Here is a 15,533-nt window from a genome sequence, read left to right on the forward strand (position 1 = left end):
AGGGGTAATGAATCCGTGGTATAATACCTAAAATAAAAGAAGAGGAGGCTGTTGCAGATGATGAACTTATTTGAAGGTGTCAGAAAGATGACGGATGACGAAATCCGTATGCAGATCGCACTGTTTCGCAATGTCACCCTGCTGAATGCCGCGAAAGAAACGTCGGGTAAGGTGCTTGGCGGGCTGGCAGACATTGCCAACGCATTTGCGGAAAGCTTCAGCAAAAGAACGCCGTTTGATTTTCAGGTAACGCGCGTGTGTGACATGGTACGAAAAGAATATGACCGTTTAAAGGCAAATGACCGGGTGCAGTTAGAATACGAACTCAAAAAAATTCTGACCGAAAAATGCAGGGAGCTGGTGCCGGAAGAATCCGAAGAGCCGGATGAAGAACGGCTCTCCTTTTTAATCATCAATGAAGCAGCGAAAGTCTACGGAATCCATAAATATAAGACACCGTCGGGTAAAATCGAAGCTGTCAGTACAGCTTATAATAATGCACTGCTGTCCGTGATACATACAAGACTGCAAAAGCAGGGCAAAGAAGAAGTAATCCATACCGACCAGAAAATTCAGGATGCCATGAATGCCGTATCATTGGATACCAAGCGCCAGCTGCAGTCTGCGCTTATGCCAAAGGAATTCAGCGGACGGTGCATCGGACGTATTTTAAGACTGGAACGTTCCACAAAGTACCTTTCGTATACGGTGACATTTTTAGGCTACGGCTGTTTTGATGAGGTATTATCCAACGTATCTGCCGTCTTTTCGGCGATGCGGGCGTTCAAACGGATTTCACGCGTGCTGTTTGCACAGATGATATGGAAAATTAAAAATACAACCCATCTGACATTTACCATTGCAGAAAATGTCCTTCCGGCATATTTAGACCCGGTCAGACGTCAGGAATTTATGATACAGGAGCAGGAATTCCGTGCGGCACTGGCAGGAAGGATTGAATCGGAGCAGCAGTATGCAAAGTGTGAACAGGCAGTCACAAAACAGGAAGAGAAAGCAGCCGATGCAAAACAGCGGCTGGAACTGATGCAGCGGGATTATGATGAATTACAGATGAAATTTATGGGGCTTGAAAGCCGTAAAGATGAATATATGAACAGGACAAGACCGGAAAATGAAACAAAAGACTATTACAGCGAAGTCAATGAAACGAAACGCCGGTTAGACCGGGCACAGGCACAGCTGTCAAAGGCCGGAGCAAAATACCGCGAAGAGGAAGAAAAGCGCGGCAGGGCAGAATCCGAAAAGAATACGGCGATGCTTAACCTGGAAGTGGTAAAGCGCAAAACGGAAGAAGAAGTCCGTGAACGGGCGCGGGAAATTGAAAAAGTGTGGAAAGCTTTTTTCTTCCGGTTTTCATTTGAGGAGGATTTGTTTGAGTCGGTTGTGATTCATTTCACAAGGGATGAGGTTTTAATTATAGAAGAAATGTTAAAAGAACTGCATGAAAGCCGGAATACGGGAAGTTTTGCCTATGAAACAAAACAGGAAGAAGACCATACGGAAAGCGTGACCTATACGGTGACGCCGGGCGAAAAGGTTATCCGTATCGTTTATGAGAAAACACACATTATGCAGATAGGATAAAGAGGACAGTGAAAAATGGCGGAAAACAGATATTGTGACATAGAAGCGTTTCTGGATACGATTCCACAATATGCAGGAGAAAGCGGTGTTGTGCGGGCAGGCGCACTGCTTGAAGAATTGGGACATCCGGAAAAAACATTAAAAATCATTCATGTTGCAGGCAGCAACGGAAAAGGTTCAGTGTGTGCCTATTTAAACAGGATTCTGATACAGCACGGCTTTAGGACAGGACTGTTTACATCCCCGCATTTAGTTGATGTCAGGGAGCGTATCCGCATTGATAATGAAATGGTTTCCAAAAGTGATTTTGTACAGGCATTTGACAGGGTACACAGTGCAGCAAAACGTCTGCAGAAGAAAAATATCACGCTGGCATATTTTGACTGGCTGTTTGGCATGGCGCTGCTGTTATTTGTGCAGAAACAGGCCGATTTTGTCATTCTGGAAACCGGACTTGGCGGGCGGCTCGATGCCACCAATGCAGTACAAAATCCGGTGCTGTCCGTGATTACAACCATCAGTTTAGAGCATACTGCGGTGCTTGGGGATACCCTTTCACAGATAGCAAAAGAAAAGGCGGGCATTTTAAAGCAAGGTGTTTCTGCAGTTTATTCGGCAAAAGAACCGGAAGTCATTCACGTGATGGAGCAGACCGCAGAAAATGCAGGTGTTCCGGTATTGGAAGGTGTAACACCGGCAGACTATCAAATTACGAAAAACACAGGAAAGTGTATTGATTTTTCACTGCATAATGGTTATTATAAGAATGATTGTTTTTCTCTGGCAACAGGAGCTGTTTATCAGGCGGAAAATTGCAGCCTCGCTTTAACCGGTGCGGCACTTTTGCAGAAGGCAGGCATTTTACAGCTTGATGAGGGGAAAGTAAGGCAGGCCGTTTTTGAAACCTGCTGGGAAGGCAGAATGGAAGAAGTTGAGCCGGATATTTATATTGACGGTGCACACAATCCGGAGGGCATTGAAGCATTTATCCGGTCGGCGCGTTCTATTTGCGGGAAAAGACCGGCAGTTCTTTTATTTTCAGTTGTAAAAGATAAGAATTTTGAGCAGATGATTGGGATGCTTGCGGCATCCGGGGTATTTACCCATTATATTATTGTACAGATGCAGACAAAAAGGCATCTTGCAGGTGAGAGTATCGAAGAACTGTTTGCAAAGTATACATCAGCCCCCCTGACAGAGTTTGACGAATCCTTTGACGGATATTTATATGGAAAGAAACTGCAAGAGGAGATTCCTGACAGCGTATTATTTTGTACAGGGTCTTTATATCTGGCAGGTGAAATTAAACAGAAGCTGCAAAATGGCAGATAAGGAAAAAGGAAAGGTTTGGTATAAGATTATGATAGATTTTGATGAAGAAATTAAGAAGTTTCAGCCGAGTCTGGAAGTTGATGATGCGGAAGAAGCGATTTATAATAATGATGTGCCGGACATCACAGACCTGATTGCAAAGATTATGGAAGATATTTCAAAGTAAGACGTACTGGATTTGGAGGAAAAGATGAGATGTTATAAATGCGGTGCCACACTGACGGCATCTGACAGATGTCCGCAGTGCAAGGCGGACGTTTCAGTCTATAAAAGAGCGGCAAAAGCTTCCAACGCCTATTATAATCTTGGTCTTGCAAAGGCAAAGGTCAGGGATTTGACAGGTGCGGCAGAAAGCTTAAAAACAAGTGTGATGATTCACAAAAACAACATAGAGGCAAGGAACCTGTTAGGACTTGTTTACTGTGAAATGGGTGAAGTGGTTGAGGCACTCAGCCAGTGGGTTATCAGTAAGAATTTACAGCCGGACAACAATCCGGCAGGGTCTTATATTGCACAGATTCAGTCGAATCAGGGCAGGTTTGATGCGGTAACAACAACGATAAAGAAATATAACCAGGCATTAAACTATGCCAAAGAAGGCAATCTGGACATGGCAACCATACAGCTTAAAAAAATTGTTGGCCAGAATCCGCATCTGATAAAGGCACACCAGCTTTTAGCGCTGATTTATATCAAAGACGGCGAATATGCAAGAGCCAGAAAGCTGCTGATGTCTGTTTTAAAAATTGACCGCAACAACACGCTTGCGCAGCTGTATTTAAAGGAAATCGAAGAAGCACAGCAGTTAAAGAAAAAGCAGGGTGCGCGTTCCAATGAATTTTTACCGCAGAAGCGTGAAAAGCGTGAAACAAAGGTGATAGAAAGCCAGCCGCTCAGTGGAAATGATGTGATTCTGCCGCGGTCATCGTATAAAGAGCCGGGCAACGGTGCTATTACGATTGTGAATATCCTTGTCGGTGTTGTAATCGGTGCTGCACTCATCTGGTTTTTAGTAATGCCGTCCCGTTACAAGGGCATTACGGAGGATTATAATAAGAGCCTTCAGGATTACAGCGAACAGCTCTCATCCGGCAATGTGGAAATCAATTCCCTCACGAAGCAGTTAGAGGATATAAAGTCGGAAAAAGAGGCACTCGAAGGACAGCTTTCGGGATTAAGCGGAGAAGGCGGAAGCAATAAGCTGTTAACTGCCGTTATAAGTGCAGCTAATTCATATATTGCAAATGATACTGCAACCGCAGCCAAGGAACTCATGGATATTGATGTCAGCTCACTGCCGACAGATGATGCCAAGAAACTGTATAATACCATTGCAGAAGCGGCGATGAAGCCTGCGGCAAATGAATTTTATACACAGGGTACAACAGCTTACAATAAAGCGGATTACACAACAGCCGCCACTGCATTTGTAAATGCGTATAAGTGTGACAGCACGAAGGCAGAAGCAGCTTATTATGCGGCAAAGAGTTATGTGGCGTTAAACCAGACGGAAGATGCCAAGAAGTACTATCAGTACATTGTGGATGGATTCCGCTCAAGCTCGTACTACTCAGAAGCCAATGCATATGTAACATCGCATTCATAAAGATACGTAAAAAAGATAAACCTGTCAGACGGTAAAAACCGCTGGCAGGTTTTTTGCTGTCTGAAATGAAAGCTGTCTAAAATGAAAAGCCACAGTAGGAAAAAATGTGACGGCAGACGACATTTCAGGCAGGAACAGCCGGACAGGCACAAAAAGCGGAAAGTGTTGCAAAAAGAAAGGGAGGATTGGCATGGAAGCAGCAAAAAGTGCGGCAAATGAAGAAATGCAGGAAAATAAGCATACGGATTACATTTATATGGTTACAGGGGACAGGCTGGTAATCAGTATGAATGCGGAACTTGACCATCATCTGGCAGATGAAATGCGGGATGTGATAGATACGATTATTGAGGAACGTGGGGTGCGCCATCTCATTTTTGATTTTTCGAAAATCAGTTTTATGGACAGTTCGGGAATCGGGCTGATTATGGGGCGGTATAAGAAACTGCAGGAAAACGGCAGTATCAGCATTGCGGGGGCAAATGACAGTATCCAGCGGATTATTTTAATATCCGGACTGCATAAGCTGGTACATACCTGTAAGGACGTTTCGCAGGCGGCAAAAAATATAGAAAAATAGGAGAGGACATGGAAATGAAAGCAGATAATGCGATGGAAGTGATATTTGATGCAAAATCTGAAAATGAGAGTTTTGCAAGAGTAACAGCAGCGGCATTTTGCACACGCCTAGACCCGACGGTGGAGGAAATTGCGGATATTAAAACAGCGGTTTCAGAGGCTGTTACAAACAGTATCGTACACGGATATGAGGGCATAGAAGGAAAAATCACGTTAAAGGTAAGCCTAGTAGGACAGGAAGTACGGATTGAAGTCCACGACGACGGAATCGGCATTGAAAATGTAGAGCAGGCAATGGAGCCGCTTTATACAACCAAACCGGAGCAGGAACGTTCCGGCATGGGATTTTCCTTTATGGAAGCTTTTATGGATGAGTTAAAAGTGTATTCCGGTAAAAACAGCGGAACAACGGTGATTATGAAAAAAAGAATAGGTGTAGAAAATTAGCAGATAGGGTGTGATTATATGAATCATACTAAGGAACTGATTGAAAGAGCGCACAGAGGAGATGAGAAAGCAAGGGAAACACTCGTATTGGAAAATATGGGACTGATTGGAAGCATCGTGCGGCGTTTTGCCGGAAGGGGGTATGAGCAGGAAGATTTGTTCCAGATTGGGAGTATCGGGCTGATTAAAGCTGTGGATAAGTTTGATACGGCATTTGACGTTAAATTTTCAACCTACGCCGTACCGATGATTACCGGGGAAATTAAACGGTTTCTGCGGGACGACGGCATGATAAAGGTCAGCCGGACACTGAAGGAAAATTCAGTGAAAATGGCGAGAATGATTGAGGAATACAGAAAAGAACACCTGTGCGAGCCAACCGTGGAACAGATTGCACAGCAGACGGGAATTCCCCCGGAAGAAGTTGTCATGTCTTTTGAGGCGGCGGCAGATGTGGAATCCATTTACAGGACAGTCTATCAGGGGGATGGAAGCGAAGTCTGCCTGATTGATAAAATCGAAGAAAAACGCAATTATAATGAAGAAAGTGTCAACCGCATGGTGATTGCACAGATTATGGAAGAACTGCCTGAAAAAGAGCGTACACTGATCCGGATGCGCTATTTTGAAGAACGCACGCAGACCGATATAGCGGCAAAGCTTGGAATCTCACAGGTACAGGTTTCCAGAATGGAAAAGAAAATTTTAGCATCCATGAAGAAAAAACTTGCGTAAAAGCGCATAAAAACAGAGGTCATTGCAGATACTTCCCTTGTAAACAGCAGAAAGGGACAGGAAAGCGATGAGTGAAACATTATATATCCAGATTAACAGAAATATTCAGGTCGATAAACGGGAAATCACTATCGGCGATGTGGCAGCTCTCCTTTGTAAGAACGCCGGCATAACAGCACGTGTAAAAACGATAAAGCTGATTACGCTGCCGGATGTTCCGAAAAGGAGAGTTTCTTTTTCTGTAATAACCGTAATGGAAAAAATCGAAAAGATTTACCCGGATTTACAGCTTGTAAGCATTGGGGAAAGCGACTTTATTGTGGATTATATCCGTCAGAAAAAGAAGAGCCGGGTATGGCAGGGGCTGATGGTAGCATTTGTTTCCGTTTTTACGTTTGTCGGAAGTGCCTATGCCATCATGGCATACAACAATGATGTCAGTACCAATGAAATCTTTGAAAAGGTATACGAGATGATGGGAACGGGTAATTTTCAGGAATATAAGGTCATTGAAATTGCTTACGCGGTGGGTCTGCTGCTGGGCATTGTCGTTTTCTACAATCATTTTGCGGGAAAACATTTTACGGGCGATCCGACACCGATTCAGGTGGAAATGGACAAATATGAAACGGATATTGACAACTGTATGATTGACCGCAGCAGCACGGAAGGGAAGGAAAAATAATGGATGGGATGGAACTTTTAAAGCTGGCAGTACAGATTGCCATCGGACTGGCAGCAGGCGGTTTTACGGCGGCGGGATATTTTGCGGTAATTACCAGTGTCGGCATGATAAACCGCATTGTCGACGTCACCAATACCAAAGCGTACATTCCGTATTTTGAAGAAGTCATCATCTGGGGCGCATCCCTTGGAAATGTATGGTTCATCTTTGACCTGCCGCTGCCGGCCGGTATGCCGGGTGCTGTTTTATACGGTCTGCTTTCCGGGATGTTTATCGGATTGTTTGCCGTCAGTCTGGCAGAAAATATTAAGGCACTGCCAATCTTTGTAAGGCGTGTGCGGATTGGTGCAGGACTTGGCATTGTCGTGCTTGCAATCGGTCTGGGAAAAGCAGCAGGACATCTATTGTATTATCTGAAATTATATCCATAATACAGTATACAGAATACAAAATGAAAGAAAATGCAGCGGGCATCATAAGTATATCAGGGCATGCAGCGCAGATGTATAAGGAGGCAGTGTAATGGGAAAAGAAAAAGGCGATAAAAATAAAATTGAGATTGTAAGTGCGGGTGCAGAGCCGGGAACGGGCGGCGGTCCGGTTAAAAGAGAAGAAAGCAGGGAACAACAGCGAAATGAGCAGTATAACCAGTATGTAGAGCAGGTGACGCCAAAGGCAAACTGCCTGTTAAACTGTGTCAAAGCATTTATCACAGGCGGTTGTATCTGTACAGTTGGACAGATTCTGACGGTGCTGTTTTTAAACAGCGGCATGGGAAAGGACGAAGCTGCTGCGTATACGACAATCAGTCTTGTTTTTGCCAGCGTTGTGCTGACGGGATTAAATATATATCCGCTGATTACGACATGGGGCGGTGCGGGAAGCTTAGTGCCGATTACCGGCTTTGCAAACAGCGTGGTAGCGCCTGCGATTGAATATAAAAAAGAAGGACAGGTATTCGGTATCGGCTGCAAAATTTTTACTATCAGTGGCCCTGTGATTTTGTACGGCATTTTAAGTTCTTGGATACTGGGCGTGATTTACCTGATTGTTGTCAGCCTGCGTGCTGTGTAACCGTGTAAAAATGAAGGGAGAAGTTGATGCAATGATTGTGGGAAAACAAAGTATTTTATTTGAAGAAAATGTATATATAGAAGAAACGGCATGCGTTGCAGGACAGAAGGAATCGGAAGGACCGCTTGGAAAACTTTTTGATGTGGTTGTGGAAGATGCGATGGCGGGCATGGAAAACTGGGAAGAAGCAGAAAGTACCTTACAGCAGCTGGCTGTGGATAAACTGCTTGAAAAATGGGATGGCAAAAAAGAAGATTTGCGTTATATTTTTGCAGGAGATCTGCTGGGGCAGTTGATAGCCACATCATTCGGGCTGATGCAGTATGAAATTCCAATGTTCGGATTATACGGGGCCTGTTCTACTTTTGGTGAAGCGCTGTCGCTTGCGGCAATGACGGTTCATGCAGGTTACGCCGGTCATGTCATTGCACTGGCTTCCAGTCATTTTGCAAGTGCCGAAAAACAGTTCCGTTATCCGCTGGAATACGGCAACCAGCGGCCACCGGCTTCGACATGGACAGTTACAGGCTGCGGGGCAGCCGTTATTGGTACGGAAAAAGGCGAGGTCTGTATCCGCGGCATTACGACCGGAAAAGTGATTGATTTTGGTGTAAAAGATTCAATGAATATGGGTGCGTGTATGGCGCCTGCAGCAGCAGATGTCATTGCAGCCAATTTAGAAGACATGCAAAAGGATGTTACGTATTATGACTGCATTATTACGGGAGATCTGGGGGCAGTCGGTAAAACTATTCTTATGGATTTGTTAAAGGAAAAGGGATATGACCTGACGGGCAGATATACTGACTGCGGACTGGAAATCTTTGATGCGGAAAGCCAGGATACGAAAGCGGGTGGAAGCGGCTGCGGCTGTTCTGCAGTTACAATGTGTTCATATATTATGAAAAAAATGAAAAATCACAGCTGGAACAGGGTGCTGTTTGTACCGACGGGAGCGCTTTTATCCACAGTCAGCTACAATGAAGGAAAAAGTGTTCCCGGTATTGCACATGCAGTAATTCTGGAAAGAAAGGGGAACAGAAAATGATGGTATTTATAAAAGCATTTGTAATCGGCGGAATGATTTGCGCTCTGACACAGATATTAATGGAAAAAACCAGGCTGATGCCCGGAAGGATTATGGTACTGCTCGTAACGCTGGGAACGTTTCTGGGGGCAGTCGGTTTATATGAGCCGTTTGCGGAATTCGCTGGTGCAGGTGCGACTGTGCCGCTGTTAGGTTTTGGAAATGTATTGTGGAAAGGCGTCAGAGAAGCAGTCGATGCCAATGGTTTTTTAGGGTTGTTCCAGGGCGGTTTTAAAGCCTGTGCCGTCGGCGTATCCGCCGCGCTCATCTTCGGATATCTGGCATCCGTGCTGTTTGAACCGAAGATGAAGAAGAAGTGACGCATGAAATATGATTGCGACTCAACGTTATCGCTTAACGGGCGCATGAAATATGATTGCGGCTCAACGTTATCACTTAACTTCGCTGCAATCATATTCCATGCTTGGAGTGATGGAGGACGGGAAGTTACGGAGATATGAACGTATGATTGCGGCTCAACGTTATCACTTAACTTCGCTGCAATCATATTTCATGCTTGGAGTGATGGCGGACGGAAAGTTACGGAGATATGAATGTATGATTGCGGCTCAACGTTATCACTTAACTTCACATGAAATAAAAAGAAAAAGGCTTCTGACAGTACCGGGTTAAACGGTGTTTATCAGAAGTCTTTTTCTTTAGTTTGCAGATATCCTGCATTATTTTAATTTGTTATTCCGCGGTGTTCCAATTCTGGCTGGCAGTAGTTGGATTCTGGGCAGCGGAGCTGCTTTGGTTGTTGTTGTGTGCGGCGCTTGTGCCGGCTGTGTTGGAAGTATTTCCGTTTGTTCCGTTGTTATTTGCGGCGGTTGTTCCTACAGTGTTAGATGGAGTGGTTACCGCCTGTGAAGCTTCGGTTGTCTGGCTTCCGGGTTTTACAGCGGAAGCATTGGAGCCGTTGTGCAGGCTGCAAAGTCTGGAAAGCTTTTCATCTGTAATTGCGTAAGAAGAATCATATGCACTATAAGAAGATTCTTCATCAGAAGCAGTACCGGAGGATGATTTTTTAATATAAACACGTGTAGAGGTGTTTGTACATCCTGCGGAAGCGACATCGCCCGAATCATTACAAATTGTTACTTTAACATGGGTGTCACATTCTTCTGTCGGCACATTATCCGCCGAAAAATATTCTGTAATAACCTGGCTGCCGCGCGGGTCTTCATCACATAAACCTGCAACAGCGAGTTTACCGGACTGTGAGCATACCTGGGCAGTCACAATGCCGGACGGCTGTGTAAATTCACCGGTAGAAAGTCCCTCGTGAATCTGTGACATAATCGTCTGCCAAATCTTTGTATGGCTGATAGACTTGGACAAAACTTTAGAGTTATCATCATAGCCCAGCCAGATAGAAGCCGTATAATATGGTGTAAAACCACAGAACCATTTATCGGTTTCATTATTGGTCGTACCTGTTTTACCGGCAACCGGCTGGTTGGAAAGAGCTGCAGATGTACCGGTACCCTGTGTGATAACGGATTCCAGTGCACTGGTCAGCAGCCATGCCGTCTGTTCCTTTAATACGGTATGTGTTTCACTGGAGGAATTGTCAAGCAGCAGATTCCCCTTGTAGTCGTATACAGCGGTATAATATACCGGTTTGGTGTACGTACCGTGATTTGCAATGGCAGCGTAAGCTGCGGTCATATCAATATTGGTAACACCCAGTGTCATACCACCGAGGGCGAGCGGCTGAACAATATCGTGGCTGCCGTTAATTGCCTTTTGTGGAGATACCAGCGTGCTGATACCGAATTTTTCCAGATAATTAAAGCCGACCTGCGGTGTGATTAACGTCAGCACCTTGACAGCCGGTACATTCTGCGAGCGGTAAATCGCTTCACGCACGGTCATCAGTCCGCGGTATTCTCCGGCAGTAAAGTTTTTAACAAGCTGTCCGCTTGAATAATAGTACGGAGAGTCATCAATAGCACTGGCAAGTGTAATCGCACCGGTATCAAGCGCCGGACCGTAAGCTGCCAGTGGTTTAATGGAAGAACCCGGCTGGCGTGGCGAATCAGTTGCACGGTTTAAAGTACGGTTGCCTGATTTTTCTCCGCGTCCGCCGACCAGTACCTTCACATAGCCGGTATGCTGATCCATTAAAGAAAATGAAAGCTGCGGCTGGATTACATAATGCAGCGATTCTGCAACAACCGTTTCACCATTTGCCGTCATGGCTTCGCGGTAGGTATCCACATACTGCTGTGCGGTATCTTCGTTAGTCTGTGTCAGACTGAAATTATAATTGCCCTGTACATTCTGATACCATGTCTGCATGGTCGAATGGGAGTAATTGATAATTTTTCCGTCAGCGTTTTTTACACTTAATGCATAGTTAATCGAAAATTCTGTTGAACTCGGATAAAATGAAGGGTTGTTAATCGCTTCATCGGCAATTTCCTGCATGGAAGTATCCTGTGTGGAATAAACCTGCAGACCGCCTTTGTAAATGAGGTTGGTTGCCTGTGTTTCCGTATAACCTTTCTGTGTCATCAAGTCGTCAATCAGCTGTTCAATGAGTGTATCAACGAAATAAGAATATGTGGAAGAGGAGCCGGTTGCAATGTCAAGACCCTCTACACGCGCATATACATCATCTGCAAGGGCTTCATCATACTCTTCCTGTGCAATGTAACCGTGCTTGAGCATATTGCGCAAAACCTTCTGCTGTCGTTCCTGATTGTCTTCCGGATACTTTAACGGGTTTAACTTGGTCGGATTCTGTGTAATGGAAGCAATCACGGCACATTCGCTTAAAGTCAGTTCGGAAACGTCTTTTCCGAAATAACCGTTGGCAGCTGCCTGTACACCATAATAGCCGTTTCCAAGGTTAATTGTATTTAAGTAATTTTCAAGGATATCGTCCTTGCTCATATACGTTTCAAGCTTAATTGCAAGATACTGTTCCTGCACCTTACGCTTAATCTTTTCAATGTCTGTTTCGTTATATGCATTAAAGACATTGTTTTTTAAAAGCTGCTGTGTCAGGGTACTTGCACCCTGTGAAAGACCACCACCGGTAATAGTGTTATAACCGGCACGGATAATGCCACGGATGTCAATGCCGTTATGTTCGTAAAAACGTTCATCTTCAATTGCAACAAAAGCATGCTGCAATTCAAGAGGCACAACGTCCAGCTCCACGGAAATACGGTTGGAGCCGGTGGTAGAGAGCGTCTGGATTTCATTGCTTTCGTTATCGTAGATTTTTGTGGCAAATCCGTCAGGTGATACGTCAATTGTCGAAACGTCAGGGGCGCTCGAAATAATACCCTGTACAGAACCCAGTACCAGACATGAGCCTGAAACCACAACGGCAATTGCTAATATCAGTATAAATTTGATGGCGAAAACGCCAAGTTTTGTTCGAAGTCTTGTAGCGGCGGAATTTAGCAGTTTTTTCTTTTGTTTTATGCCTTGTCTGCCATAATTCATAGATTGTCCTCCTTGATAAGTTCTTACTATTATATCATAACGAAAATACTTTGACAAATTGAAATGAAATTCGTACTATATAATAAATGTTTGCTGCGGAACAATCCATAGGGGAAATTATACTTCCGGCGGTCATTAAAAATGTAAGGCATACAGAATGGAGAAAATATGAAGATTATATATAAGGAAGGCGAAGGGGAGATTGAAGAAAAAAAATCCCGTTTTATTGCACACGTATATCCGGTACAATCGGAAGAACAGGCAGTATCATATATTAATGAAGTAAAAAAGAAATACTGGGATGCAAGGCATAATTGTTATGCCTATGTATTGGGAGAGGATGCGGGCTTTCAGCGGTTTAGTGACGATGGAGAGCCGCAGGGGACAGCAGGAAAACCGATTCTTGACATTATTATGAAAAGCGGCATCTATAATTGCCTGATTATTGTGACAAGATATTTCGGTGGTACGCTGCTTGGAACAGGCGGATTAATCCGTGCTTATCAGGCAGCTTCCAAGGAAGGACTGGAACACAGCACCGTGCTTTCGGTATCGGACGGGGTTCTGGCACAGATTGATGCGGATTATAACAGCATTGGGAAAATCCAGTATATTTGTTTGGAAATGCACATAGATATATTAAAAACCGAATATACTGAAAATGTTTATATGGAAATGATTGTACAGGCAGAAAATTATGGACAGTTTGTACAGAAAATAACCGATGCGTTTTCAGGGAAAATTTCTGTTGTAAAAATTCAACAACAGAAATTTGGCAAAAGTGAAAGCGGAGAGGTGATTCTGCTTTCCTGAGCAAAATAATGGGAAAAGATAGTAATATATCACAAAAAGAAGTTTTGAAAACCGAAAAATTCAATTTGTATTGTAAATGTGATGTAAAAATAAACAAAAAATATGGTACGGATAGTGCATAATTTACATAATGCATGGTATATTTTGCGCAGAGAATTTATTTAATAAGAATAAAAATATAAGAAAACTGAAAAAAATGTAAAAAAAAATAAAACTGGAAAGCCGCATAAATACTGGGGTTTCACAAAAAATTCAAAAAAAGTACAAGAATTGTTCAAAATAGTCTTGTTAAAATCACACAAAAATGCTATTATACCTATGTCAATGAATGTTGGCTGGGGGTGGTTCCCCCGCGAAACCAAACAAGGAGGGTTTATAGGTTTATGAAGAAAACAATCAAAAAGCTTACTGCTGTAGGTTTAACACTTACTTCAGTAATGGGACTCGTAGCTTGCGGCAGCTCAAATGACAGCAATGCAGCAGGCGGATCAAGCTCAAGCAAGGAAGTAACAAAACCGGATAAGTTCACAATTATGTGCGATAGTACGGTAGTTACAGAAACAAATGGTGCTGCGGCATTCTACGAACAGTTAAAGACTGCAACAGGTCTTGACTTCCAGTGGACTCGTCCGGACCACAGCGGTTACTATGATGCAGTTGCTAATGCATTTAACTCAGATGATACAATGCCAGACGTTATATTACTTTCATCTGACTACTATGCATTATATGCTTCAAATGGTTTCCTTTGGAATATGACAGATGCTTGGAATTCATCAGAAACAAAGAAATCAGGAAGATTAATCAGCACAGCTGATAACGTTCTTTCAGCTCTTATGGTTAATGGTGAAGATGGAACAAAGGCTATGTATGGATTCTCTCCATACCGTGGTAATGGCTGCTGTACTTATATCAAGAAGGCTTGGTTAGATGCAGCTGGTATCAGCACAGCAGATGTTGAAGGCAAGACACTTGATTTCAACACATACTATGGCTACTTAAAGCAGATGGCTGCTAATAAGGGTCATTATGTAATTTCTGCTCCGGGCTTCATCAGCAATGAAGCACCTTACACAAACTACCTGCCAGAATTCTATCAGCAGGCTAACTACACATTCTACAAGAATTCATCAGGACAGTACGTTGATGGTTTCTCAGAAGACAAGATGAAAGAGGCTCTTCAGAGAATCCAGACAGCTGTTAATGATGGTATTATTGATAAGGAATCTGTAAACAACTCTACATCTAATGCACGTGATAAGTTCTATTCAACAGATGCAGGCTCTGAATCAGGCGTATTCACATACTGGGCTGGTACATGGGCTAATACATTAAAGACTCAGCTTGCTACTAAGGGTCTTGATAATGAACTGATTGCTATTAAGCCAATCCAAGAACTTGGTACATATGTAGAAAGAATCGCACCATGCTGGTGTATTACTACAGCAGCTAAGAACCCGGAAGGTATCTTTAAGTACTTCATCGATACAATGTTAGATGGCGGCGACGTTCAGACACTTTGGGAGTACGGCGCAAAGGGAACCCACTGGGATACAAAGGCAGAAACTGTAACACTTGCTAAGGATGACGAAGGCAAGAAGACTAAGACTTATGAAGAAGGTCAGTTCCACTTCCTTCCACAGCCGGAATCACCGGATAAGTTAATGTCTAAGAACCACATCGATCCAATCCTTGCTCTTGCTAAGTTCCAGGATGGTAAGGAAGATCCAGGTGCTAGTGCTATGACAGAAACAGCTAAGGCTAACGGTGATTTCTTCGCTGAAAACTCAACTGTAGCAGTTCCACTTCCAATGACAACTGCTCTTTCTGAGAACATCACTGATATCAACACAGCTAGAAACTACGTTATCTCTCAGGTAGCTTTAGGTTACATGACAGTTGATGAAGGTATGAACTACTACAAGACAACAGTTGGTTCATTAGCTGATACAGTACTTAAGTCTTTAAACAAGTAATCAGTAACTGATTATGTAAACACGGCTGTATAGCCACTTTATAAGAATCCACTTTCGGGTGGGGGAACCCACCCGGAATGGATTCTAATTTTTAGCTTATTTATATCGAGAGTAGGCTTGGAATTTTACAAA

Annotated in this window: 15 protein-coding genes; 14 read left to right on the forward strand and 1 reads right to left on the reverse strand. The window is 43.6% G+C overall.

The window, feature by feature from the left end:
- Positions 1 to 57: 57 nt before the first annotated feature.
- From LI288_RS12355 to LI288_RS12410, 12 genes are all read left to right on the forward strand, one after another.
- Positions 58 to 1,605, forward strand: a complete 1,548-nt coding sequence (locus LI288_RS12355; protein ID WP_227090664.1) for a hypothetical protein — start codon at positions 58 to 60, stop codon at positions 1,603 to 1,605.
- A 15-nt stretch (positions 1,606 to 1,620) separates the two neighbouring features.
- Positions 1,621 to 2,937 (forward strand): bifunctional folylpolyglutamate synthase/dihydrofolate synthase, encoded by a 1,317-nt coding sequence (locus tag LI288_RS12360; protein ID WP_227090665.1) that lies wholly within the window; start codon positions 1,621 to 1,623, stop codon positions 2,935 to 2,937.
- A complete protein-coding gene (locus tag LI288_RS12365) occupies positions 2,927 to 3,103 on the forward strand; it encodes a hypothetical protein (RefSeq protein ID WP_022431174.1) in 177 nt (58 codons plus the stop codon). Before LI288_RS12360 ends, LI288_RS12365 begins: the two co-directional genes overlap by 11 nt.
- Before the next feature lie 24 nt (positions 3,104 to 3,127).
- On the forward strand, positions 3,128 to 4,543 hold the full coding sequence (locus LI288_RS12370) for a tetratricopeptide repeat protein (RefSeq protein WP_022431173.1): 1,416 nt from the start codon (positions 3,128 to 3,130) through the stop codon (positions 4,541 to 4,543).
- A gap of 190 nt (positions 4,544 to 4,733) precedes the next feature.
- Positions 4,734 to 5,123, forward strand: a complete 390-nt coding sequence (locus LI288_RS12375) for an STAS domain-containing protein (protein WP_022431172.1) — start codon at positions 4,734 to 4,736, stop codon at positions 5,121 to 5,123.
- A gap of 14 nt (positions 5,124 to 5,137) precedes the next feature.
- Positions 5,138 to 5,569, forward strand: a complete 432-nt coding sequence (gene spoIIAB / locus LI288_RS12380) for an anti-sigma F factor (RefSeq protein WP_227090827.1) — start codon at positions 5,138 to 5,140, stop codon at positions 5,567 to 5,569.
- A gap of 18 nt (positions 5,570 to 5,587) precedes the next feature.
- Positions 5,588 to 6,304: a SigF/SigG family RNA polymerase sporulation sigma factor gene (locus LI288_RS12385; RefSeq protein WP_022431170.1), complete on the forward strand. Its 717-nt coding sequence runs from the start codon at positions 5,588 to 5,590 to the stop codon at positions 6,302 to 6,304.
- 67 nt (positions 6,305 to 6,371) lie between these two features.
- Complete coding sequence (locus tag LI288_RS12390; protein WP_227090667.1) at positions 6,372 to 6,989, forward strand: stage V sporulation protein AA; 618 nt, start codon at positions 6,372 to 6,374, stop codon at positions 6,987 to 6,989.
- Positions 6,989 to 7,420 carry a stage V sporulation protein AB gene (locus LI288_RS12395; RefSeq protein WP_227090669.1) on the forward strand — a complete coding sequence of 144 codons (432 nt, stop codon included), beginning with the start codon at positions 6,989 to 6,991 and terminating at the stop codon, positions 7,418 to 7,420. Before LI288_RS12390 ends, LI288_RS12395 begins: the two co-directional genes overlap by 1 nt.
- Positions 7,421 to 7,511: 91 nt before the next feature.
- Positions 7,512 to 8,063: a SpoVA/SpoVAEb family sporulation membrane protein gene (locus tag LI288_RS12400; RefSeq protein ID WP_022431167.1), complete on the forward strand. Its 552-nt coding sequence runs from the start codon at positions 7,512 to 7,514 to the stop codon at positions 8,061 to 8,063.
- A gap of 31 nt (positions 8,064 to 8,094) precedes the next feature.
- Positions 8,095 to 9,111 (forward strand): stage V sporulation protein AD, encoded by a 1,017-nt coding sequence (gene spoVAD, locus LI288_RS12405; RefSeq protein WP_022431166.1) that lies wholly within the window; start codon positions 8,095 to 8,097, stop codon positions 9,109 to 9,111.
- Entirely contained in the window at positions 9,111 to 9,470 is a 360-nt protein-coding gene (locus LI288_RS12410; RefSeq protein ID WP_227090829.1) for a SpoVA/SpoVAEb family sporulation membrane protein, read from the forward strand. The genes spoVAD and LI288_RS12410 overlap by 1 nt, the downstream gene beginning before the upstream one ends.
- 373 nt (positions 9,471 to 9,843) lie before the next feature.
- Here LI288_RS12410 and LI288_RS12415 read toward each other — a convergent pair whose 3' ends face one another.
- Positions 9,844 to 12,612 carry a transglycosylase domain-containing protein gene (locus tag LI288_RS12415; RefSeq protein WP_227090670.1) on the reverse strand — a complete coding sequence of 923 codons (2,769 nt, stop codon included), beginning with the start codon at positions 12,610 to 12,612 and terminating at the stop codon, positions 9,844 to 9,846.
- A 168-nt stretch (positions 12,613 to 12,780) separates the two neighbouring features.
- Here LI288_RS12415 and LI288_RS12420 point away from each other — a divergent pair, with 168 nt between their 5' ends.
- Together LI288_RS12420 and LI288_RS12425 are read left to right on the forward strand one after the other, a co-directional pair.
- On the forward strand, positions 12,781 to 13,425 hold the full coding sequence (locus LI288_RS12420) for a YigZ family protein (protein ID WP_227090672.1): 645 nt from the start codon (positions 12,781 to 12,783) through the stop codon (positions 13,423 to 13,425).
- A 383-nt stretch (positions 13,426 to 13,808) separates the two neighbouring features.
- Positions 13,809 to 15,401, forward strand: coding sequence for an ABC transporter substrate-binding protein (locus LI288_RS12425; protein ID WP_227090673.1), 1,593 nt, complete (start codon positions 13,809 to 13,811; stop codon positions 15,399 to 15,401).
- Positions 15,402 to 15,533: the final 132 nt, after the last annotated feature.

This window comes from Lachnospira pectinoschiza (genome assembly GCF_020564355.1).
GTDB lineage: Bacteria > Bacillota > Clostridia > Lachnospirales > Lachnospiraceae > Lachnospira > Lachnospira intestinalis.